General features: G+C 38.4%; 21 protein-coding genes, 2 pseudogenes and 1 riboswitch. Of the genes and pseudogenes, 16 read left to right on the top strand and 7 right to left on the bottom strand.

Annotated elements, in window-relative coordinates:
• Positions 1–338: 338 nt before the first annotated feature.
• The 6 genes and pseudogenes from RGB74_RS13505 to RGB74_RS13480 all read left to right on the top strand — a co-directional run.
• Positions 339–1,853, top strand: a complete 1,515-nt coding sequence (locus RGB74_RS13505; RefSeq protein ID WP_310759821.1) for a malate:quinone oxidoreductase — start codon at positions 339–341, stop codon at positions 1,851–1,853.
• A gap of 386 nt (positions 1,854–2,239) precedes the next feature.
• Positions 2,240–2,887: a DsbA family oxidoreductase gene (locus RGB74_RS13500; protein WP_310762880.1), complete on the top strand. Its 648-nt coding sequence runs from the start codon at positions 2,240–2,242 to the stop codon at positions 2,885–2,887.
• A gap of 284 nt (positions 2,888–3,171) precedes the next feature.
• The gene (locus RGB74_RS13495; protein ID WP_310759820.1) at positions 3,172–3,882 is read left to right on the top strand and encodes a M15 family metallopeptidase; all 711 of its coding nucleotides are present in this window, start codon (positions 3,172–3,174) and stop codon (positions 3,880–3,882) included.
• 745 nt (positions 3,883–4,627) lie between these two features.
• Positions 4,628–4,747, top strand: a pseudogene (locus RGB74_RS20140) (excalibur calcium-binding domain-containing protein); the annotation flags it as partial.
• Between the two features lie 255 nt (positions 4,748–5,002).
• A complete protein-coding gene (locus RGB74_RS13485) occupies positions 5,003–6,019 on the top strand; it encodes a DNA/RNA non-specific endonuclease (protein WP_310759818.1) in 1,017 nt (338 codons plus the stop codon).
• A gap of 217 nt (positions 6,020–6,236) precedes the next feature.
• Positions 6,237–6,531: pseudogene (locus RGB74_RS13480) on the top strand (alpha/beta fold hydrolase); the annotation flags it as partial.
• Between the two features lie 23 nt (positions 6,532–6,554).
• Here RGB74_RS13480 and RGB74_RS13475 read toward each other — a convergent pair.
• The gene (locus RGB74_RS13475; RefSeq protein WP_310759817.1) at positions 6,555–7,007 is read right to left on the bottom strand and encodes a MarR family winged helix-turn-helix transcriptional regulator; all 453 of its coding nucleotides are present in this window, start codon (positions 7,005–7,007) and stop codon (positions 6,555–6,557) included.
• A 188-nt stretch (positions 7,008–7,195) separates the two neighbouring features.
• Between RGB74_RS13475 and RGB74_RS13470 the strand changes: the two genes are divergently transcribed.
• Both RGB74_RS13470 and RGB74_RS13465 read left to right on the top strand, forming a co-directional pair.
• The gene (locus tag RGB74_RS13470) at positions 7,196–7,624 is read left to right on the top strand and encodes a carboxymuconolactone decarboxylase family protein (RefSeq protein WP_310759816.1); all 429 of its coding nucleotides are present in this window, start codon (positions 7,196–7,198) and stop codon (positions 7,622–7,624) included.
• A gap of 148 nt (positions 7,625–7,772) precedes the next feature.
• Positions 7,773–8,348 (top strand): histidine phosphatase family protein, encoded by a 576-nt coding sequence (locus RGB74_RS13465; protein WP_310759815.1) that lies wholly within the window; start codon positions 7,773–7,775, stop codon positions 8,346–8,348.
• A 209-nt stretch (positions 8,349–8,557) separates the two neighbouring features.
• On the opposite strand, the gene RGB74_RS13460 is transcribed toward RGB74_RS13465, so the two are convergent.
• On the bottom strand, positions 8,558–9,481 hold the full coding sequence (locus RGB74_RS13460; protein ID WP_310759814.1) for an AraC family transcriptional regulator: 924 nt from the start codon (positions 9,479–9,481) through the stop codon (positions 8,558–8,560).
• Positions 9,482–9,849: 368 nt separating this feature from the next.
• Between RGB74_RS13460 and RGB74_RS13455 the strand changes: the two genes are divergently transcribed.
• Entirely contained in the window at positions 9,850–10,833 is a 984-nt protein-coding gene (locus RGB74_RS13455; protein WP_310759813.1) for an aldo/keto reductase, read from the top strand.
• A 36-nt stretch (positions 10,834–10,869) separates the two neighbouring features.
• Positions 10,870–11,721, top strand: coding sequence for an aldo/keto reductase (locus RGB74_RS13450; protein WP_310759812.1), 852 nt, complete (start codon positions 10,870–10,872; stop codon positions 11,719–11,721).
• Between the two features lie 331 nt (positions 11,722–12,052).
• On the opposite strand, the gene RGB74_RS13445 is transcribed toward RGB74_RS13450, so the two are convergent.
• The 4 genes from RGB74_RS13445 to RGB74_RS13430 form a co-directional block, all read right to left on the bottom strand.
• Positions 12,053–13,615, bottom strand: coding sequence for a SagB family peptide dehydrogenase (locus RGB74_RS13445; RefSeq protein WP_310759811.1), 1,563 nt, complete (start codon positions 13,613–13,615; stop codon positions 12,053–12,055).
• 39 nt (positions 13,616–13,654) lie between these two features.
• A complete protein-coding gene (locus RGB74_RS13440; protein ID WP_310759810.1) occupies positions 13,655–15,595 on the bottom strand; it encodes a TOMM precursor leader peptide-binding protein in 1,941 nt (646 codons plus the stop codon).
• Positions 15,592–17,508 (bottom strand): putative thiazole-containing bacteriocin maturation protein, encoded by a 1,917-nt coding sequence (locus RGB74_RS13435; protein ID WP_310759809.1) that lies wholly within the window; start codon positions 17,506–17,508, stop codon positions 15,592–15,594. Before RGB74_RS13435 ends, RGB74_RS13440 begins: the two co-directional genes overlap by 4 nt.
• A 119-nt stretch (positions 17,509–17,627) precedes the next feature.
• On the bottom strand, positions 17,628–17,918 hold the full coding sequence (locus RGB74_RS13430; RefSeq protein ID WP_310759808.1) for a hypothetical protein: 291 nt from the start codon (positions 17,916–17,918) through the stop codon (positions 17,628–17,630).
• Positions 17,919–18,576: 658 nt separating this feature from the next.
• Positions 18,577–18,680: riboswitch (purine riboswitch) on the top strand.
• A 168-nt stretch (positions 18,681–18,848) separates the two neighbouring features.
• Between RGB74_RS13430 and RGB74_RS13425 the strand changes: the two genes are divergently transcribed.
• The 5 genes from RGB74_RS13425 (at position 18,849) to RGB74_RS20135 (ending at position 22,029) form a co-directional block, all read left to right on the top strand.
• The gene (locus RGB74_RS13425; RefSeq protein WP_310759807.1) at positions 18,849–19,727 is read left to right on the top strand and encodes a 5'-methylthioadenosine/S-adenosylhomocysteine nucleosidase; all 879 of its coding nucleotides are present in this window, start codon (positions 18,849–18,851) and stop codon (positions 19,725–19,727) included.
• Positions 19,728–19,892: 165 nt separating this feature from the next.
• On the top strand, positions 19,893–20,444 hold the full coding sequence (locus RGB74_RS13420) for a GNAT family N-acetyltransferase (RefSeq protein ID WP_310759806.1): 552 nt from the start codon (positions 19,893–19,895) through the stop codon (positions 20,442–20,444).
• A 127-nt stretch (positions 20,445–20,571) separates the two neighbouring features.
• Positions 20,572–21,102 carry an RNA polymerase sigma factor gene (locus RGB74_RS13415; protein WP_310759805.1) on the top strand — a complete coding sequence of 177 codons (531 nt, stop codon included), beginning with the start codon at positions 20,572–20,574 and terminating at the stop codon, positions 21,100–21,102.
• Positions 21,083–21,739, top strand: coding sequence for a hypothetical protein (locus RGB74_RS13410; RefSeq protein WP_310759804.1), 657 nt, complete (start codon positions 21,083–21,085; stop codon positions 21,737–21,739). Before RGB74_RS13415 ends, RGB74_RS13410 begins: the two co-directional genes overlap by 20 nt.
• Positions 21,740–21,846: 107 nt before the next feature.
• Positions 21,847–22,029: a cysteine-rich CWC family protein gene (locus RGB74_RS20135; RefSeq protein ID WP_396135972.1), complete on the top strand. Its 183-nt coding sequence runs from the start codon at positions 21,847–21,849 to the stop codon at positions 22,027–22,029.
• 526 nt (positions 22,030–22,555) lie between these two features.
• Here the strand turns inward: RGB74_RS20135 and RGB74_RS13405 are convergent.
• Positions 22,556–23,020: a DinB family protein gene (locus RGB74_RS13405; RefSeq protein WP_310759803.1), complete on the bottom strand. Its 465-nt coding sequence runs from the start codon at positions 23,018–23,020 to the stop codon at positions 22,556–22,558.
• A gap of 91 nt (positions 23,021–23,111) precedes the next feature.
• Here RGB74_RS13405 and RGB74_RS13400 point away from each other — a divergent pair, with 91 nt between their 5' ends.
• Positions 23,112–23,399: a hypothetical protein gene (locus RGB74_RS13400; protein WP_310759802.1), complete on the top strand. Its 288-nt coding sequence runs from the start codon at positions 23,112–23,114 to the stop codon at positions 23,397–23,399.
• Positions 23,400–23,417: the final 18 nt, after the last annotated feature.

Raw genomic sequence — 23,417 nt, 5'->3', positions numbered from 1 at the left:
ACTTTTTCAAAAATAAGGAGTTTCGTTTGATGTCATTTTTTCACACAATGTATATTTTAACAATATAGTAAAAGATACTTTTTGGGGTGATGATTTATTGGTCAAACCATGGATTTATTTGTGCTCTTACACCTTGTCAGCACACTTAATACGCGAATGAGCTTTCAAATAATTTATAATTATCATATAATAGTAGATAGATTGAACTATAAATAATTGAAATAAACTGATGATATGGTTATAAGTGAGACAGAAAAAGTGTGTGACGAGGATCGCGCCTTAGCTTGGTGTGCCGCCTGCATCTTATCTGCAAATTTTAAGTGAAAAGGTTGGTAGAAATGAGCAACAGAGAAACTAAAACAGACGTCATTTTAATTGGTGCCGGTATCATGAGTGCGACTTTAGGGACTCTCTTGAAAGAACTAGTACCTGAATGGGAAGTTAAAGTATTTGAGAAGCTCGAAAACGCTGGTGAAGAAAGTTCTAATGAATGGAATAATGCAGGAACGGGACATGCGGCATTGTGCGAGCTTAACTACACGTCCGAAAATCCGGATGGATCTGTTGATATTAGCAAAGCGATAAAAATAAATGAACAGTTTCAGCTCTCTATGCAGTTTTGGTCTTATCTTGTAAACAGCAGGCTGATCCATAATCCCCAGGACTTTATCATGCCATTGCCACATATGAGTATGGTACAAGGGGAAGACAACGTATCGTTCTTAAAGAAACGTTTTGAAGCGATGTCTAAAAATCCTCTGTTCAAAGGGATGGAATTTTCCGAAGACCCGGTAAAACTGATGGAATGGATCCCGCTTATTATGCAAGACCGTCCACTTAACGAAGCGATAGCGGCTACAAAAATCGACGCTGGAACGGACGTCAACTTTGGTGCATTAACACGCATGCTGTTTGACCACTTAGAAACACAAAACGTCGATATCAAATACAAACATAGTGTTGAAAATATTAAACAAAAAAACGATGGTTCTTGGGAATTAAAAGTGAAGAATCTTAGTAGCGATCGCATAGAACGCCATAACGCAAAATTCGTCTTCATCGGAGGCGGTGGCGGAAGTCTGCATCTGCTGCAAAAAACCGGTGTTCCTGAAGGGAAACATATCGGAGGGTTCCCTGTAAGCGGTATCTTTATGGTATGTAATAATCCGGATGTTGTCGCACAGCAAAATGCGAAAGTATACGGCAAAGCGAAAGTTGGAGCTCCGCCGATGTCTGTTCCGCATCTGGACACTCGATATATTGAAAATAAAAAATCATTGCTGTTTGGACCATTTGCCGGCTTCTCGCCAAAATTTTTGAAGACGGGTTCCATGTTCGATCTCGTAACTTCTGTAAAACCGAATAATGTCTTAACGATGCTCGCAGCAGGTGCAAAAGAGATGTCACTGACAAAATACTTGATTCAGCAAGTTTTGTTATCGAAAGAACAGCGCATGGAAGAATTGCGTGAGTTTATCCCGAACGCGAAAGCTGAGGATTGGGACCTGGTGGTAGCCGGCCAGCGTGTGCAAGTGATCAAAGATACGGAAGCTGGAAAAGGAACACTTCAATTTGGTACAGAAGTGATTACTGCAGCTAACGGTTCGATCGCAGCATTACTAGGAGCTTCTCCTGGTGCATCGACTGCCGTTCATGTCATGCTTGAAATTTTACAGAAGTGTTTCCCGCAGCATATGGCAGAGTGGGAACCGAAGATCAAAGAGATGATTCCTTCCTATGGCGTGTCACTGATGGATAACCCAGCTCTTTTGAACAAAATTCATACTTCAACAGCAGAGACACTTGGACTAAGTGTAAGTAAAAAGAAAGAGCGTGAGCCAGTCTTAGTTTAATTTTAAACCAGAGAACCTTTAATCTTTCATTGATTGAAGGTTCTTTTTAATTACTTTTTTAAAAGCGGATCTTTGAAAAAGAAGTTGATTGTAGCGGAAGGTGCGAGACTCCTTCGGGAGCAGCGGGACAGGTGAGACCCCGCAATCACAAAGTGACAGGGAGGCTCACCGCACGCCCCGCGGAAAGCGAGCAACCTGAAGCGGAGATCAACCACGTTATTTTCACATTGCAACAACGTTTAATTCATAGTGGGACTTTAAAGACACCGAATCAAAACACGTGTAAAAATCAGGCGCAGCTTCTATACTAAAGATGAAACCAACAATTGGAGGGAACACATATGTATATTGAAATGTGGACAGACTTTGCTTGACCATTCTGCTATATTGGCAAAAAGCGTCTGGAGGACGCTATTAAGCAGATTAACCATCCGATCGAAGTAACGTATCGCTGCTTTGAGTTGGATCCGGCAATGGAACGGGATGTAAAAGAAAACGTATATGAAAAACTGGCTCGAAAATATGGGATGAGTATAGCGCAAGCAAAAGCAAACGCTGGGAACGTGGTGCAAACGGCGAAGGAAGCTGGATTGGAATTTAATATGGATACGGTGATTCAAACCAACACCTTTGATGCTCACAGACTTGCGGTGTTTGCTCAAACCCAAGGCTTAATGAAAGAGATGACCGAGCGGATATTACGTGCCTATTTTACCGATTCCAAACATATTGGGGATCATGAAACATTAACAGAGCTGGCAGTAGAAGTCGGATTGAACCGGGAAGCTGTAGCAAAAATGCTTGCAAGTGATGAGATGGCAGACGCCGTTCGAGCCGATGAGCAAACAGCACAGCAGTATAACATTACAGGCGTTCCATTCTTCCTCATTGATAAGAAATATGCCCTAACTGGTGCGCAGCCAACTGATGTGTTTGTTCAAGCTTTGAAACAAATCATCGCAGAAGATGATAGCGCCGTAAACCAAGATGGTGCGACATGTGACGACGATGGATGTGAAATTCCTGAAAAGTAAAACAAGTTGAATCGCATAGTAATGATCACCATAAACCGCAGCGGAATTCGTTGCGGTTTTTTCTTAGCTTTATAAGGGTTTTGATTGAACATCGTGGCAAAAAGTGTTGCCAAAACGTTGTTTGCTATACGAATGCACTTATTAATTACCATACCAATTGTGCCGAAAAAGGGTTAAAAGGCAGATATAAAGAATATATATAAAAGTTAAGCTGATGTTATTCAATAATCGATCAGGGTTGTGGAATAAAGTTATTTACTTTTTGATCGCTAAGGATGAGAATGATGAATGATAAAGAATTTTTATATATACCAGATATCAAACGAATCGAAGGTTGGAAAGATATAAAGATAGACATAAGTAGTGAAAAATTAGTGCCGCTAAGTCAAAGGAATAGTTTTATTGTAGAGCCTATGTATTATTTAAATGGAATACAAGGTGCTATAAATGAATGCTATGTTCGTGAATCTCTTGTTTATATGTTAGAGCAAGCATCTTTAAAACTTCCAATCGGTTATAAATTTATTATTTGGGATACTTGGAGACCAGTAGAAGTACAACAGTCAATATTTAATAATTTTAAAAAAGAATTATCTTCGAAACATCCAAATACCACCGAAGAAGAGTTAATAACTTTGACACAAAAATATGCAGCATTACCATCTACTAACGTATTAAAACCTTCTCCACATTTAACAGGTGGTTCAGTGGATTTATCTATTTTAGATGAAAAAGGAAAACTACTTAATATGGGAACAGATTTTGATGATTTATCTAATAAAGCTTCAACGAGGTACTATGAAGTCAGGGGAAACGACAATGAATTAAATCGTTTTGAGAAAGAGTGTTTACAAAATAGAAGATTGTTATATCACACACTTACGTCAGTAGGTTTTACTAACTATCACGAAGAATGGTGGCATTATGATTTTGGAAATCAACTTTGGGGAAAAGTTTCCAATAACAATGCTATATACTCTTCAATATACATTTAATTTTAAAGGCTGTTTTAGTATATAGATTGTTCCCTATACTCAAATAATTTAGATGTTTACTCCACAATTGGGTGCTTTAATTGAATAAGGCTATAAGAAAACGACCAGACATATCTGGTCGTTTTTTAATGTGATTTACATATCCAATTATATTGCCATTTCACCTGCTAAAAGGCTTGTGAATTACAATTTTCTCCTCCAAAAGAGAACCCGTTAGCTTTAGCTTGGAATCTTTTTTTTAAATTATAAAAAATTTATTCGTTTTATGAAGTATTTTAGCAGTATAATAGTATTGGTATTTACATAAAAATTTACAAAAAGGGGACAATTTATGAAGAAATTAACCTACTTATTTATGGCGTTTTTATTAGTTTTCCTTGTAGCTTGTTCATCAAATGAAACAACTAGCAAAGAGGAAAATGCTGAAACAACGAAAGAAGAGAAAAAAAAGGAACAGGGTGTAGCTGAGGCTAAAGCAAAGGCAGAAGCTGAAGCCAAAGCGAAAGAAGAAGCTGAAGCTAATGCAAAGGCAGAAGCTGAAGCTAAAGCGAAAGAAGAAGCTGAGGCTAAAGCAAAAGTTGAGGCAGAAGCTAAAGCAAAGGCAGAAGCTGAAGCTAAAGCGAAAGAAGAAGCTGAGGCTAAAGCAAAAGTTGAGGCAGAAGCAAAAGCAAAGGCAGATGCTGAGGCTAAAGCAAAAGCAGAGGCAGAAGCAAAAGCAAGTTCAACTACTTCTAGTAGAGAGTCAGAGGTTTTTGCCAACTGTACTGATTTAAGAAAGGTATATCCAAAAGGCGTTCCAGCTAATCATCCAGCATACCAACTTAAAATGGACAGAGATCATGATAATTATGCTTGTGAGAATTAATAAACTTATGAGGTAATATATTTGTACTAATCGGTCCCTCTCAAATAAATGAGAAGGGCTTATTTTCTGTAAGAATATAACTTATTAAACTTTAAATGGTTTATTGTGGAATGTTTGACGCATTCTGAGGATGTCTTGGAGTATATACTCTTATTAACTTTTTTATTTGTTATTAGTCAAAAATTCTTCTAAGAATTTGTTAACCCAGATATATATTGTTAAATAATTCCAATTCAATTAAAAAAGAGGTTCAATATGCAACTAAAATGGTATCAAAAATCATGGGGGAATATTTTATTACTCCTTTCACTACTTATTTTATTTACTAGTTGTTCACAACAAAATAATACAGAAATCAAAAAAAATAAAACTCAAGAAGTAAGCAAAAAGAGAGCAGCCACTGTTGAAAGCAAAAAAAGTGCACCTGACGATGAAGCGGAAAAAACGACTAGTGAAAGCATAGGCAGTCCAAGCGTTCCTGCCACTAGTACACCAACGATAACAAGTGTTAATGGTGACTTTGACTACAATAAATATACACTAATTGTAGTAGATGGCGGAGATATGTCAGTTTATAGAAAGCCGAATGTCAGAGTTGATATCGGGTTTGGCGACAGGGAATACTGGGCTTTTACCAATGAATACGGACAGCTAATTCGTGTTGAGGCAAAAAATATAACACTCCAAAATCCGAATACGGAACATGTTTTATCGTCTGGGAGATACTATTCTGATGAAGCAAAGGTTCCCGGTACAGAGAGTGAAGAATTAGATGAAGGGCATGTGATTGCTGACTCACTTGGGGGAGTATCAAACGCATATAACATTACACCTCAAGACAGCATTCTCAATAGGCACGGAGATCAAGCTTATATGGAAAAAGTGATTCGAGATGCAGGAGGTTGTACAGATTTCGTAGCAGTGATTCAATATCCAAATACCCAGACGCAAATTCCTAACCATTATAAATTCACATACAAAATTCAGGGCAGATCCATTACAGATGAATTTGACAATGTAAACCCAGATGAAGTGAACAAAAATTTAGGAGAAACGACAGGTACTAGCAGTACGCCACCGAAAACAGACCATGTACCAGCAATCGAAACGATAAGTAGTAATGAAGATGTTAGTAAGGTGGATACCAATCATAATGGAAGTGTTACGATCGCTGAAGCCAAAGCTGCTGGCTTTAAAATGCCAATTACGAGCGATTCATGGCTCTATAAATATATGGACGATCGAGATGGTGATGGACTAGTAGGTGAGTAAACAAATCGGATATTTATACACATTTAACACACAAATGAAACAAAATCGGCAAAAATAAGTGCTCTCGGTGTCTTAAACCTTGATCAAGTAATTGAGTTTATAGCATTACATGAAAAAAGGCATATTGAACAAATAAAGGATATCATTAAAGCTTTTAGGTAAACAGAAGGGATAAGCCTTCTGTTTTTTTATTAACAGAGCACAAGAAGAGCTGTAAATCGAGATTAGAGGTAAAAAACTCTATGTTGAATGCTATGGTCCGATTGATAAACCACCTATTCTTTATCTTCACGGTGGTCCTGGGGAAAGCTGTCACGACTTTTCATACCATCAATCAAAAAGATTAAGAGACAAATAGATTGATTGCTATTGATCAAAGAGGCGTTTGTCGATAAGAAATTATACGTGATAACGAACAATTTGGATTAAATGATCTTATCTAAGACTGTGAAGCATTAAGAAATCACTTTAACATTGAAAAGTGGTCAGTTATTGGACATTCCTTTGGTGGAATACAGGATAAACCAAATCTAGCTTACTCGTATAATTCAATTGATTTTTGTATGATTTTTTGAGTTTCTAAAAAATTTTTGTATGTTTCTTTACCTATATCATTTACGATTCTTTCTTGTATTTGTGACCAAATGTAAGTTGCTTCTTTTAATTTTTCAATTCCTAAATCGGTTAATGTAATAATTTTTGTTCTGGAATCCTGGTGATCTTTTATTATGTTAACATAGCCGTTATTCCTTAAGATATTCACATTCCGAGTAACTGTTGTTTGGTCAAGGAGCATAACCTCTCCTAATTTACTAATCGAAATGTCTTTATTTCGTTTAATGTTAACAAGCATAGAATACTGGGTGATTTTTAAGCCAGTGGGTTGTAGCAATTTATCATATAATTGAGTAACAACTCTTGATGTTTTTCTAAGGTTTGAACAAACGCAAATTTGCATATAGTCTATATCATTGAGATCAATAATCATTAGGTAGGTCTCCTTTTACTTAATTGGATTATTTCTTGACATACAGTATGGTTGTTACTATCATTTTATATGTATATACATATTAATAAAAGGATAAATTTTTTTACTTAAATATATGTATATACATATAAGTCTCGTCTTCTTTTTTCAAGGTATAAAAATAAACATATTTAGGAGGATTAATAGAAATGGATAAAAGTCGTTATCAAAAAGGTTTAGCTAAATTAAAGGAATTTACCGCATCGAACAACAAAGATGTATCCACACATTCCAAAATCACGGAAAATTTCAAAGATATCGCACCAGCAGTAAGTAAATATATGATTGAATTTACCTATGGTGACGTTTATACTCGTCCAGGATTAGATAACAAACAACGTGCCTTAGTTACTATTGCATCTCTAGTAACACAAGGAACAGAACCCCAACTGGAATTGCATATAAATGCAGGATTAACAGCTGGATTGACTCCAGAGGAAATTATTGAAAGTTTCATACAATTACTATCATATACAGGTTTTCCTCGTGTTATTAATGCAGTGAATGTGGCAAAAAGAGTGTTTGCTCAACGAGGTGTGTCTGTTAAAATACCAGAATTTGATCAAGTTATAGATTAAATAGTAAAAGGAGCAATAAACTTCTTTAGTTTGTGACTTAAACTAAAGGGAGCATTAATCGAAAAAGGATTAATGCTCTTTTTTATTGAATTTATTAAACGAACGTAGCAAGTTTGAGCAATAAGTACCTTGTTTCAGGGGGGATAAAGTGCAATTAATATTTATCAGACACGGGCAAGGTGAGCATACGCTTAATATTCCACAAAGTTTACATTCATTTGACCCAAAATTAACTAATAATGGAGTCAATCAAGCCCATTTGCTTAAAAAACTATTTCCCTTAACTAATCAAGATATTATAATAATTAGTCCTCTAAGAAGAACTTTGCAAACAGCTTTAATTTGGAGTGGTGAAATAAAGTGCCATAAAATAGCAAGTCCCTTGGTATCACCAAGAATGTTTCCGCAAAAAGCGAATTGCAAAACTTTGCCTTGTGATGAAGTTTTGGATAAGGAAACAATAAAAACAGATTTTCCTGATTTCCAAATAGAAGAGGGTTTATCAGTTGATCTATGGAAATATGGAATAAATACTTTAACTGAGGAAGAATTTAATGGGTTAGCGGGAAACTTCATTCGATGGTGTAAAAAACAAGATAGTAAGAGAATATTTATCGTTTCCCATGATGGAACTATAACTTCTTATAGGCAATATATTAGCGGTAAAAAATTAACACGAGATGATTTTCCAAAAGAGACTGAGTGGATTAAAATTGAGTGCTAATCTTCCACAATAATTCAATACTTAAGAAAAGGGCAGGATTGTAGAAAAAGAAGAATGAAACTTCAATGGAAATTAAAGTAACTATTGGAGCGACCTGTTATTAACAAAAAGCTGTAAACGAATCTGTTACAAGCTTAACAGAGAAGTATATTAAATGAATTATTGGTAGAGGTTTAATAAAGTCAAATTTAAAGAATGGAAAAAGTGCATTACTCCGATTCTGGATTAAAGCACTTTTTTATACATATGTCGTCTTTCAAGCGGTTTATATCTTCTTTTGGTGGTAAACCAAACATGCGGGAATATTCACGACTGAACTGGGAAGGGCTTTCGTATCCTACCCTGAAGGCTGCTTCAGTGGCATCTGTAGACTCGGATAATAACAGGCGACGAGCTTCCTGTAGCCTCAGTTGTTTTTGGAACTGAATAGGGCTCATTGCGGTTACCTCTTTAAAGTGTCTATGGAGAGAAGAAACACTCATATTTGCAATTTTTGCAAGGTCCTCAATTCGAAGAGAATGGTCATAGTTATTCATGATATGTTCGATAACGTCACTGATTTTATAGGCGGAACTTCCTTCAATTACAATTTGCCCTAGCGTAACTCCATGCGGCCCTTGTAAAACTCTATAGATGATTTCTTTCGTGATAAGAGGGGCAAGTACCGGTATATCATTAGGGCTATCAAGCAAACGGACTAATCTAGTCACAGAGTCCAGCAGGGAGAACTCTAATTGGTTTACATACATGCCTCTTTTAGTATTTTCTTTCTGTTTAACAGAATCTCGCAAAATCTCTAAGATTTGATTTGGAGTAAATTCGAGTTTGAGTGCTAAGTATGGATTCTCGTTAGTGGCTTTTATGACTTGTCCGGAAATTGGCAAGTTAACAGATGCAATAAGGTAGTCGGCAGGACCGTATTCATAGTGCTCCTGTGCCAGTAAAACCACCTTCTTACCTTGAACGACAATGCATAAAGAAGGCTTGTAAACTCCGTAATTCGGACCAGTAACATTAGAGTAACGAGAGAAAATTAGAGACGGAATAGCAGTCGAATGAGAACCATCCTGACTTGTATGACGCTCAATGAGTTTTGTAAGTTCAGCTTGTTTTTCAAAAATTTGTTCAGACATTAGAACCTCCTTGTATCTTTAATCTTGCTAGTCTGATTGTAATATATCTACCTCTGGTGCGTAAGTGGTTGTGAGAGGATTAGGCAATCATTTGATACAAATGTGATAACGGTTGCTTTTTAATTTATTGCATAATAAGGATACCAAAGTTTTTTACACCTGGTTCAACACACAGCCTGAATAGAAAATTTGTCCGATTTTGGTTTGCATCAAGTACTGGTTTAGGCGGAATTGATGTAGGTAGCTCATCAATAATGGTGAACTGTTGGGTTGGTTCTACCACAGTTGTGAGACTATCCAACATCAGGTAGCGGATAAAATTAAAAATTTCAATATTACATCAAAAAATCAGAAGGGAAGATTAAAGAATGGAAAAACGCAAATTAGGGAATAGTGGTTTAGAAGTTTCTGCGATAGGACTCGGATGCATGGGGATGAGCCATGGTTATGGTCCGGCATCTGACAAGAAAAAAATGATTTCACTTATCCATGAGTCAATTGTACGGGGTGTTACTTTCTTTGACACTGCTGAAGTTTATGGTCCATTTGTAAATGAGGAGTTAGTAGGTGAAGCACTTACTCCTTATAAGGGGAAAGTAGTCATCGCAACTAAATTTGGTATTCAAATGGTGGATGGCAAGCAGGTGCTTGACAGTAAGCCGGAGCACATTAGGCAATCAGTCGAAGGCTCACTCAAACGCCTGAAAGTTGATACTATTGATCTTTACTATCAACATCGGGTTGATCCAAATGTGCCAATTGAGGAAGTTGCTGGAGTAGTACAAGACCTAATCAAAGAAGGTAAGATTAAATATTGGGGACTTTCTGAAGCAGGGGTGAAAACTATTCGTCGTGCACACGCTGTTCATCCACTCACTGCTATTCAAAGTGAATACTCAATGATGTGGAGAACTCCTGAAGAAGAACTTCTCCCTGTACTTGAAGAGCTTGGAATTGGATTTGTTCCGTTTAGTCCGTTGGGCAAGGGCTTCCTTACCGGAAAAATTAATAAGGACGCAACATTCGTTAACTCCGATTTCCGCAGCATTGTTCCTCGCTTCAAACCTGAGAATATGGAAGCAAATCAAGTTTTGGTCCAACTGATAAAGAAGATTGCTGTAGGTAAAGATGCAACCCCGGCTCAAATCGCACTAGCTTGGGTTCTTGCACAAAAGCCATGGATTGTTCCAATTCCGGGTACACGAAAATTGGAGCGCCTCGAAGAAAATCTTGGTGCAACTGAGGTTGAACTGACTCCTGATGAACTGAGTGATTTGAACGATGCGCTGTCAAAGATCGAGATTGCGGGAGATCGCTATCCTGCAGAATACGCAAATAGAGTAGGTAAATAACGGATATCTAATATTTAATAAACAGGAGGATATTATATGCAAAAAGTAATTTTAAACAATGGTGTTGAAATGCCTATACTTGGTTTTGGTGTTTATCAGATTCAAGATGCAAATGAATGTGAACAAAGCGTTTATGACGCTATTATGACAGGTTATCGGCTGATTGATACCGCAGCCTCTTATTTAAATGAAGAAGCAGTAGGAAGAGCCATTAAACGGAGTGGTGTTCCAAGAGAGGAATTGTTTATTACAACAAAACTATGGGTACAAGATACTGGTTATGAAAGTACAAAAAAAGCATTCGCAAGATCATTGGAAAGACTGCAATTGGATTATTTGGATTTGTATTTAATTCATCAGCCATATGGTGATGTATTTGGTTCCTGGCGTGCTATGGAGGAATTGTATCGTGAGAGAAAAATCAGGGCAATTGGAGTTAGTAACTTCCAGATGGATCGTCTAATGGATTTGATGATTCATAATGAAATCATTCCTGCCATAAACCAGATTGAAACGCACCCTTTCTGCCAACAAACAGAAAGTCATAAATTTATGAAAGAGAATAATGTTCAGATAGAGTCCTGGGGACCTTTTGCTGAAGGAAGAAATAATATGTTCCAGAACGGAATTTTAGTATCAATAGCCGAAAAGTATAATAAATCCGTAGCTCAGGTGATTTTACGTTGGCTGACACAAAGAGGAGTCGTTGCAATTCCAAAGTCTGTTCACAAAGAAAGAATCATAGAAAACATCAATATATTTGATTTTCAATTAAGCCAAGAGGATATGGATAGAGTGGCTACATTAGATACGGAAAAAAGCTTGTTCTTTTCACATAACGACCCGGAAATTGTGAAATGGATAGGGACACGTAAACTTGATATTTAATACTCTTTCTTACAAGAACAAGAACTGGAATATCATATTCAAGTGATGTAATATACTTTATTCACTGATAGAGTGCGATTGCAGGATAAAGGTGATCGGTTCTTCAATTGCTCAAAAAGGCAAGATTGTAGAGACAGTTATAAATAATAACATTGGAGTGCAATGTAAGAGACTACGGCTAGGATCAGTGTGCCTGCTTTATGAACAAGTGACGAAAAAACATTAACTACTTCCAAGAGCAACAATTGCTACAAAAACATGCTATTGAAAAAAAGAACCAGCCTCTAGCACCTATTCGTGCAGGTGTAGACTGGTTCTTTTTATTTTAACTTTAATAATGCAAAGCCCCTTGTAACCTGGGATGTGGCTGGTAGTGTCCGATTGGAATCTGAAGCAGGCTGGTTTGATCTTTTGTTTTCAGTCGATAGAGTTCATCGTACGAATGCACATCAAATCCCAGAATAGGATGCCCTCCCATATTTAATGCAGAAGCGGCCAACAGCAACCGGTGAGATAGAAGGCCAGCTTCCATATGCTGAATGCGATGTCCTCGGTATCCATAAGCTTTTCGGTAATGGTTCTTATCACCAGTAATGTTGAAGGAGAGCGGAATTTGCGCCATGGTTACAAATTCGGATAACAATCCGTCTTGTAAAGCGCGTCTGAAATCTCCTGATTGAATTTGTTTTAATGCATGTGCTGACTCATCATAGTTATAAGCACCATCAGGCAACCCTTCTATATTATACGTGCAGCAGTGAAGTGAAACACGAGAAGAGAGATTATGGATTCTGTTGTCTAAATCATTCCGATAAGAGCAATTTGAAATCGTTTCAAATAAAAGTGATGACAATGTATGTTGATGAATCGGCATTAAAACAAAATCCATTCCAGGGGAATAACGTCTTTTACAAGCAGAAACGAAATCATAAGACAGCCGATCAACTCGTGGCAGCTTGATGTTTGAACCGCCTGCTTCTTTTCCCTTTTTGTGCTCCACTTTTTGATGGACTGGGAACTCATCCATCCTGCACGCTTCATTCATTTTGATTATCGTCGGATACTCTCTGATTTCTTTGGAACGAACGTAATGTGTATGTTTTAGCGGTTCCAGCTCACTGCACAATTCTTCGGCCGTAATGCTTTCTACCACTTCTTCACGAAACCAATTCATCGTTTTTTCCACTGAAAGAGGAATGACGCCATACACATTTTCTTCTTTTTCGTTAATCCCTACCAGGTGGTTAACGGAACGGTCAAGAAAGTGGTAATAGACTCCTGTTTCAAAGCCAAATCGACTTCCAACTTCTAGTAGCTGACCGATCACAAATCCGGAATCGAGCCCTTGCAAGCGGTACGAGAAGTTATGGTATTTAAAGAAATTCTTCCAAAAATACGTCGAGATAAAGACAGTCCCAAAAGTGGAGGACATGTCACAGCGATTACCTAGAGCTCGGCTTAAGTAACTGTCAAAATTCCCTTCCCTCAAACAAAGCAATCGATGGTGTGCTGCGTCATAATGATAGATGCCTTCAGGAAGGTCAGCGATTTTTAAATAGATATATAGTTCGTTCGGATACAATGCGCCGCCAGAAGGTACAAACCGCCGCAATGTTGTCACCGATTCCGTTTGACCAGCAAAAGGCAGCGATTCGCTAACTTGTGTGAGTCCGAATGTAAGTTTTAGAAAGTGACTGATCTCTTTAAGATCAGGTATTGTGTTTCTTTCCTTTTGTTCGAATTGGAATGGAATGTCCGCTGATAGTTCCACCACAGGCAAACCTTGGTAAAGCTTATAGGGAAGAGGGGCGTCTTCCCAGTTCACCTCCCAGTCAGGGGGGATGACTTTGTCTGTTTCATAATGAAGTTTATATAAAAACTCATCGAGGTTCATTCCTTTTCCCCCTTAGCTGCTAATTATGGAAACCACTCGTTATGGAAATGGATGAGGATATGGATTGAGCTCGCTATAGGTCAGCGGCTTTTTCACATATCCGAGTTTCGCTGGTACGTTCAACACCCGGTCCAGTCCTATTAGCCGGGTAAGGTGATGTCCGAATGTCATGGGCAGCATCCCAGGTATTGCAACTTTTACACAATGCAGCCCATTTCGTTTAAGTTCAGGACTTGTTTGGTCAACAACAATGACCTCGAGCTTCAGTTTTTGAAAAACATCTAAGACTCCTTTTAAATCATCTAGTAAATCTGCTGATTTTCGAACTGGACCAAATTCCTGATGAAAGTCCTTTACTTGCCGCCGATCGAGCAGGAAGTACAAACGTTTCTCCGCTTCTTTTAAACCATACAGCATCGAGTGGTCTTCCATTTTTTGAACGAGGTGAGATTGTTTATACATCTCTTCATACTTCTTACGGTTCTTTTCAAACTTATCTTTCGCGTTGAGCAGCATGCCAGAGAGTTCCTGGACAGCTCCTTTTACAGCTCGAATAGGATCGATGTGAGCTCCTGCGGCACATGTAAGATTCAAACCTTTTTCCTTCGTGTTTTTAGCCAGGGCAAATATGCTCGGAATACCATTTTCGGTCGTCGCATTAAATAAATGGACCTCATATCCGGTCACTGCGTTTATGCGCTGAATCATGAGCTGCAGCTCTTGGTCGTCTATCGATTTATTATCAAGACGAGGGATAGGAAGCTGGCCGTACCAAGTCATAAGAAAGGAATCCCGTTCCACAATTTCGAAAATGCCGTAAAGAATAGCTTCCTCTAAGCTCCCGCCAACTGCACAGCCGTTCGAAGTTTCATAAACAAAACCTTCTCCACTCCCCAAACTGTAATAAGCAAACATCTCAGGAACTAATTTAGGCTGGTTCTGTGTTAAAGAATAACCCCAAACCCAATGTATGGGCCGGTCAGAATCCAATGGTCTGAAAGGGAAGCCGGGCATCTCATATTGTTCATGTGTATGCAGTCCTACTGAATGTGGATTAATCGCATGTTTTTCCACCTTGGAATACGGCTCATACACCATCGTTCGTTTACCCCTTGGACCGTAACCGCAATTTCTTTCCAAACCTTCTAAAATCCCTCCAAGTTCACTTTGTGCATAAGATTGGGTACGTCCAGCATTCAGTTCATCGCCATTTATCAAAGGTAGATTGATTATTGTGTCGGCAAAAGGGGAGATGTAGTCATATCTTTTGTAGTTAAGGACACCCGTCCGGTTATCTAAGTAATCTTGGCTTAGAACCTTCTCCAGATCTTCCAATGAGCGGCATCGATAGCTATCGATTGTTGTCTTTGGACTTTGTTTCAGTATTATTTTTGCGTTATCCGCTGTATCTTCAGGCAGGTCACCGCACACGCGACAGTAGGGATCTGGCAAAAAGAAATGACGTGATAGTTTAAGTGTGTTTAAGTGGAGCAGCAGCATGTGCTCATGCGTTCGGGTTTTTTCACCGTTCAAAAATCGATGAACCTCTTCTTGAATAAGGTAGGAAGTTTGTAAAATTCCTAGATTAGAAGCCCATGGGTCTCCTTGCTTTTCGCGTTGATCCGACATATATTCCTTGATTTCAAAGAGTTCTCTTCGGTCAGTCCCCGCCATAAGACGGCGCTCATCCGCACATTGCGAGCAGCCCTGTTTGTCTGGAAGAACAAGAGGGCCAATGATTGCTTCACCAAAGGATACGAATCCCCGAAGCCAAGGGGTGCCCAATGACCGAAAGAAGTTTTCTGCTTCTAAATGTTCAGCGGGATTCCATAAATCGTGCAGCACTAAGACTAGATTTTCTTTATTCGGAGTGGCTTCTTTTATAGTAGACCACCGCGTGATTTGATAGAATTCGGTTAATTGTTCACATACCGAGTCCGCTAACAAACATTCTCCGATAATGGCGATGGAGTGGCTCATGCCATTTCACCCCCGCTTATCGTCATTCCGAACAGTCCAGCCGTATTCTCGCTTAAAATAGACTCCGCATGGATCGTAAAGAAACGCACCTGCATTTTGTTATTTTTTAAGGTGTCTAATGCCCAAGAGAAGGTTTCTTGAAGTGACTCCTCCTCAAAAGAAGGGACCGGAGCATTTGGTTGTACCTCGTTCTTCAAAGTAATGGATGAAACCATAACGCCATAGGGATTTCCGAACGTTTCCTTATTTTGTGCATCCATCAAAGCAGTCTGTAACGCTCTGCATAAAGCTATCTTCCTATTCAATCCAACGCTTCCATACCACTCGCAGTTTGACTTCACCCATACGACAGGAAAACCGAATAATTCTTGGCCCAAATAGAGTTCTGGTTCAGACCTCAAAGTTGATAAAGCATTTATAAAAAATTGACAGCGATCATTGTTTACTAGACTTAATTCCAGTTTACTGACTGCACCAAGATGAGATTGTTTCACTAATTCTTCATGAAGCCCATTTTGCAGTGCTCTGCATAAGCTGTCTAGAGCGGTTGCCCCCGTACCAATACCCCAAGATGAAGTGTGGTCTGATTGATCCAAGAGATGTCCAAAACTTCTAACATACATTTCGATTCCGCTCAGTCCTGCCTCTAGGCGAGCTTCTTCATGTGTGAGTCCTGAACAGACAATCTCGGGATGAAGCTGGGTAGGACCTTCTGAACGCGGATCAGCAACCTGAACTTTGCATTGTGACAAAGGGAGCTGTAGTAAGTCTTCTTCCTCACAGAGATGAAAAATCCCAGATTCTTTTGAAGTAATCTGATAAAACAAGGAATGCAAATCCTTTTGTTCCTTATTTGCTTTTTCTAAAAAGGCAAGCGGGTCTTTAATAGGTTCTGCATTAACACAACCACTCACTAGGGGGTGGGGAATAAGGGTGTGCCAGTTACCTTCGAGCGTTTCCAAGTTTAGAAGATAATAGAGTTTCTCTTTTGTACCATTTTGTATTTTGGCCTGCACTCCAGTGATTTCTTTAAACAGCTCAAAAACGGCCACATTCGCTAACAGTGCACCTGCTGTTGTTGAATAGGCGTTAGAACCATTGCTTTCATACGACCGCTGGTGCAATCGGCGGTACAGAGACTCCCAGCATCCTTCTGATTCAGCAGAAACGAACGGTCCGGCAAATGCTAAATCTTTTAAGATCGTAACCGGAAGAAAATGTTTTCCTTGATCTCTGCAAATTCCTTGAATGGTTCGAAGCTGATCGAGATCACTGTCCTTTGAACCATATAATATGAAATCAAAGGGTTCTAGATTTTCCTTTGATACATTTTTCTCAGCGAATAAGAGGGTGATTTCCGTTTCAGGCTCTGAGCTACTGGCTTTTGCTATTATTTCATCTAACCGGCGGTGATCAATTTGCTCAGAATCAGTTGAGATGATAGTGAAGTTAGGGTGTCCTGATTGAATCATCGATAGAACGAGAGAGAGGAGAAGAGAACCTGAACCAATTACAGCTACTTTCGCCTGGCGGTAGACTTGAAACCGGTATCCGCCTGAATCACCGTTATGATTGATATATTCGATTTGGGAAGCGTATTTCGTAACAATGTGATCAGGAAGCTGATGGGAGAGATCCTGGCTGATGTCTCGGACAAACCCTTTTTCATATAGAGCTTGTGCAATTTTATACACTTGATCTTTGTAGGAATCAGGTAAACCGTTTGTTATATATTCAAGGGTATGGTTGCCGTCAAATAAAGGAATTAATTTTTCAAGCCATTTTTCAATGGTGTTTCCTTCCATTCTTATTGAGGTGACGTTGTTCCGAAGATAAACACCTCTGTTCGAGTCTGGATAAACAAAAGTATCTCTATTCACTTTCAAACACATAGTAGAATTTAATGCTTGCATGGTACCCCTCCTTTTCATAAGCTCAACATCTTTTGCATCATTTATTTCTATGGATTCCTTGTGTCCATTATGTCTATTTAACGTAAAAAGCCCTGCAACAATACATGCAGGGCAGAAATTTAATAAAAATAAGAGAGGAATTCCTGATTAATGTCCGCCGCAGCGACCACCGCAACGACCACCGCAACGACCACCGCAACGACCGCCGCAACTACAGCTACAGCTACAACTACAGCTACAGCTACAACTACAGCTACAGCTGCAACTACAGCTACAACTACAACTACAACTACAGCTACAACTACAACTGGAGCAACGAGTACAGAAACCAATACAGAAAAAAACGCAAAGTCGAGATGAATCGTTTGAATTCTGATCTTGTGGATTATGAGGTGTACCACCGCTGACATGTAAATCACCAGTGCTTAATCCCTCAAGATTCCATTGGTGTTTCTTATCCAATAAAAACACCTCCTTATTGATTTATCTGATCAAAACTGGTTGAGGAGATGAACAAGAATCAAATAATATTTCCTGAAATAATTTCCTCAATTCCTCATATTAAAATATGGGATAAGCGTGTACAAAGTTACTGTATTTAGGAATGGATAAAGAAATCAAACAAGCATTTTTCCTTTTTTAAATGTTGTTTTCTAACCATTGTTGCTCTTGGAAGTGGTTGATTTCCGCTTACACGTGCTCGCATTTCGCGGGGCGTGCGGTAAGCCCCCTTGTCGCTGCGCGCCTCTTGGGTATCTAAGCTAAATGTTCAGAATGCAAAGAGCGCCTTTTTTTAGCCCATTCATCCTATGCTTGTCGGGGCTGAGCAATCCGCTTCCGCTTTTAGACTGTCCCGCTAATCCTAGCCTGAGTCTCGCACCTTGCTCTCCAATCAACTTGCCAATGAAGTCTCTTTACGAAAATGTCCTATAGCAAAAATTTTTTAGAAAAGAGCCTTTTAAAATAAAGATTTGAGTTATTAAAACACGAACAATAATAATGTTTTGTATTATTAAAATTCAGTTTTTGTTGATTTTCGGTTATCTATTTGTTATATTATCAAAGTATTTAACTTAAAAACGAATTACTCGTATATGCTCGGTAATATGGTCTGAGTGTTTCTACCTGGTTCCCAATGAAAGAACCGGACTACGAGTTGAAGCATTTGGCTGTTTGTTCAGATTCGAGTCAGCCAAATGATGATTTTGCAATTTTTCCTATGCTTAATTATGTTACTTTAACTCCTATGGTCTAGAGGGTAGAAATGTTTCTATTACTTTAGGCTTTTTTTATTTGAGCAGAATCTGCAGTGATTCCTTTCAGCGGAGGAGAAATCAACGATGGAAAAGAGAATGGGGAAAAAGTACGCATTTATTGCCATTGCGGCGGTAATTATTTTATCAGCACTTGCAGGATTTAGTTTCTCACAAAATGAGTCTGGCCAAGGAAAGAAGAAACAACCGATTATCATTCAAGGTCCAATGCCGATCGAAGCTGAAAACTTTGCTAAACGATTGAAGAATATGAAAGAAGAAAAGTCAGGGAACTTTGTGTTCTATAAAGGAAAGTTGGACAATTATCCTGTCATTGTTATGAAAACAGGTAAGGGGATGGAGAATACAGCGGCTGCTACAGCAATAGCGATTGAAAAATATCATCCGATCGCGATCATCAACCAAGGAACATCTGGCGGTCACGATCCTAACTTGAATGTTTTTGATATAGTATTAGGGGAAAGAACGGTTAACTTAGGTTCTTTAAAAACACCTCCAAAAGAAAAAAACGAAGGCATCCATCCATCGGATTGGTTTCCTATGGACTTAATGGCATCTGAGGGAAGTGCAGGGGAAGATCCAAATGCTAATAAGGCTCGTTATTATGAGGGAGACGAGGAACTGCTAACAGCCGCTCATGCTGTTAAAGACAAGTATACAAAGGGCAAAGTAGTCGATGGTACAATTGGTTCTGCAGACGTTTGGAACAATGAAGTTGACCGGATCAAGTGGTTTCATGAAACCTTTGGCACTTCTGTAGAAGAAATGGAAGGTGCATCCGCTGCGCAAATATCAAAAGCTTATGACGTAGCATTCTTGGGCATTAGAGTATTATCAAACAATAAAACGAATGGCGGAACATATAACCCGAATACAGCTGCAGCCAATCAAGATTATGTGTATGAAGTTGTAAAAGAATATATAGCAAGGATGCAAAATAAATAATGTGAAAAGAGAAGCAGGTTATCCCGTTTCTCTTTTTTTTGATGTGCGGCAATTAGGAATTGTAAATCTTTATACGAAAATATCATGGTTTATATGGAAAAAATTGATATAAATGTGATAATAGTTTTAGAGAAATATAGCTGATGTTCAAGGGGAGTGAAATGCATGTCAAAAGAATTTCCTGTAATGGAAACGACTAGATTGATATTAAGAGAAGTGACTGCAGAGGATGCGAAAGATATGTTTCCTTATTTGTCTGATCCAGAGGTTATGAAACATATGGGATTGGAGCCATATGAGACTGAAGAAGAAGTATTGAATGAAATAGAATGGTATCAATCGATTTATAAAGAAGGTACTGGGATTCGATGGGGAATTACGGAAAAAGGTTCGGATAAGGTGATTGGCAGCTGCGGTTTTTTGAATAGGAATAAGAAGCATTTTCGTTCTGAAGTTGGGTTTGAATTGAGCAAAGAGTATTGGGGAAACGGGATAGCCGGTGAGGCGCTTGCAGCTGTAGTGAAATACGGTTTTCAGAAACTTCAGCTGGAAAGGATTGAAGCATTGATAGAACCTGCTAATCTACCTTCACAAAGATTAATTGAAAAACAGGGATTTCAAAGAGAAGGATTACTGAGACATTATGAATTCACATGCGGCAAATTTGATGATTTGTATATGTACTCCATTTTAAAAGCCGATATTGAATTAGAATAGTGACACCACAGGCTGGCTTATTCCATAAGTCGCCTTTTTTACATAGAAAAAATGTTATTACAACTGAAATCAAAGGAAAGTTCAAACGTCTAATAGGTAAAGGATCTGTTGAAGAGGGAGAGAGGGTATGAAAAACCATGATTTAATTCAGCAATGGTTTCAGGAATATCACGAGGATATTTATAATTTTCTCATCTATTACATGGGTACGCGTGACGTTGAAGATATCGTCCAAGAGGTGTTTATCAAAGGGTTCCATCATATCGGTCATTTCGAAGGACGGTCCAATCCAAAGACATGGCTGATCTCCATCGCACGGAATATTGCGATTGATCACTCACGTAAGAAGAAACGCCAGCAGCAGCTGTTCCACACCTTAAAGAATCTGTTCTCAGGTAAGGAAAGAGTTCCACAAGACTGGTTGTTGGAAGATGAGCGAAAAAAAGAGCTGTACGAAGCGATCAACAATCTAAAGCCAGATTACCGTGACGTTGTTATTTTAAGAGGGATCATGGATTATACGTCAGATGAAGCTTCTCAAATTTTGAGATGGCCGATAAACAAAGTAAACCTTACCTATCACAGGGCTGTACAGTCACTAAGGAAAAAGCTTGATGCTGGGAATTGGAGTGATAACGTTGAAACGATTAACGAATGAAGACCTTATTCTTGAGTTGAAAGTCTTTCGTAAATATGAATTGGAAGCAGATAAGCAGAAGTCGATTATTAGAAAGCTAGAACATCTCGAAAAAGAGAATCAAAAACTTCGTGTGTCGCGTTACTTAAATCCAGTGTTGAGTATAATTGTTTTGCTCGTGTTTTTAGGCAGTGCCACTTTTTTTGCCATTAATGAGAACGAAGTGCCGTTGGATAAACTAACAGGGTTGTTCATGTTTGATCGAAGTGGAGAATCGTACAAAATGCGATCAGGAGAGGATTTTACCATTCGAAAAAGAAGTGACGGCACTGCAGTTTTTAAGGCTGGAGATAAACAAGTTGGAGGAATTGAACCCCTAAATGAAGATGAAATGTACAAGAGTTTAAGCAAACAGAACACGTTTAAAAATGAAGATGTGGAAGGATACCGTTATCAGGCGAAAGTAACGCTGGATCACCAAAAAATGTTGGAATACACTCAGATCGTTCATTATTATTTTCAGTCGCCAGAAAGTAAATTAAATTATCACGTGTACTTTTACACCCCATTCTTCACTGAACAAAGCGCGGATGTATTTGCAAAATCATTTAAGATTTATAAATATGGCAAAGAAATTCATTCAAAAACCAAACATTAAAAGTTTGGTTTTCTTGTTGTTACTTATACGATTGAAGGAGAATCAAATGAGTAAAACGATGTCTCGTTGATCGTATTGATTTTACTACTAAGGTGGTGTCTCAAACTATGAAATCAAATTGTCCGATATGTAATGAAGAAAACCATTGTGCAATTTCTAGAGGGGAGAACCCGGAAACCTGCTGGTGTATGAACGTAACGTTTCCGGCAGAGGTGCTTGAAACTCCTGAGGTAAAGAATCGTTGTATATGTGAGAAATGCATAAAAGAAAAGGAACATAGTGTAGATTAAGTGAACCTTAACAAAATTTCAAAGAGGTGGTATAAATGGTTATTCATTTTAAAGACAAAGAAAAGGAATACGAGGAATGGTGCAAAGAACATAAGAATGGTTTTGTGTTCAACAATGCAGGCGGAAAGACGGGTAATGTACTCCATCAAGTTGGTTGTCGTTACTTAAACGCTACTCGTTACATTGGTACTTACACAACATGTTACCCGAAATACTGCTCTGAAAAAATAAACGAACTATCAGTGTTAGCTGATAAATTAAGTAACCCATTTAGTTGGAGACGGTGTAAGGCTTGTTTTACAACAAACTAAATCTATGTTTCTGTATGTGTTTGAACTTGTAAACGTCAACTTGCCGTTCTAATCCTATGCACTCGGTGGCTTTTTTGTGGTTATGTTGTTTCAAACGCATTTGAAACTTTAAATGGAGTTATTGCTGGTTTTATAGTTTCTACAAATATCGTGATAGGGTAATAGATTAAAAAAAACCAAACTTTTCACGGTTTGGTTTTTCTTTATGATTCGTTCTATCTCACAAAAAATTCAGGCGGTTCGATACCGAGCATTCTTAAATAAGTGTAACCTTGTCCTCTGTGATGAATCTCGTTTTCTAGCGCATATTGAAATCTTGCAAAATGGCTTTGTTCGGGTCCGAAAAAAGGATCTTTTACAATCTTCTCAAGTCTTTCCGCCGTCATTTCCGACCACATTTTTCTTGTTTCCTCTCTGATCTCATTACTCACTTTAATTAGTTCATCTTTTGTAGAAATACCAGCGAACAAATCTTGATATTCCCAAACATCGAGTGCAATTCCACGCATATAGCCATTCTCGATATTCATAATTTCTTTCGTCATTTCTGCAAAGGGACGGAGCTTTTCATCCGGTTTATAATTAAATAATTTGTCTTCCGGAAAAGCTTCGATTATTCGCATCGTTAATCTTCTGTTTCCTTCCATGATCTCAAACAAATCCTCTTTTGATAGAAACATTGTGTCACTCTCCTTGGTTAACTATTCTCAGTATGAAAGTTCTTTTAATCATTGAGAATTCCTGCCATATAATTTCTGAAATGAGGATGTGATGATGAATGAAACGTCATTTTCAACGAACCAATTGACCATTCCAACAAGAGAATGTCATGATACGCAACTAACATGTGAGAATCGCTCTCACTTTATTATCAATAAGCGGTATCAGTCATTCGATTTTCACATGGTTGATGGAGATGGATACGAAGTACACATTCACAGTCTTAGGGCTGATCGGTGTTTTCTTACAGCGGGTCACGTACCCGCTGATGAAGGATGCATCTTTAAAAATGAAAAGCAGAAAAGGATAGACAATGCAGACAAGAGGCTGACCTCATAAGGGTTAAGCCTCTTTTTC

The organism is Bacillus sp. NEB1478, from assembly GCF_031582965.1.
In the GTDB taxonomy this organism is placed as follows: Bacteria; Bacillota; Bacilli; order Bacillales; family Fictibacillaceae; genus Fictibacillus.
The sequence above is the reverse complement of the archived record's forward strand: the minus strand, read 5'-3'. Positions and strand labels throughout refer to the sequence as shown.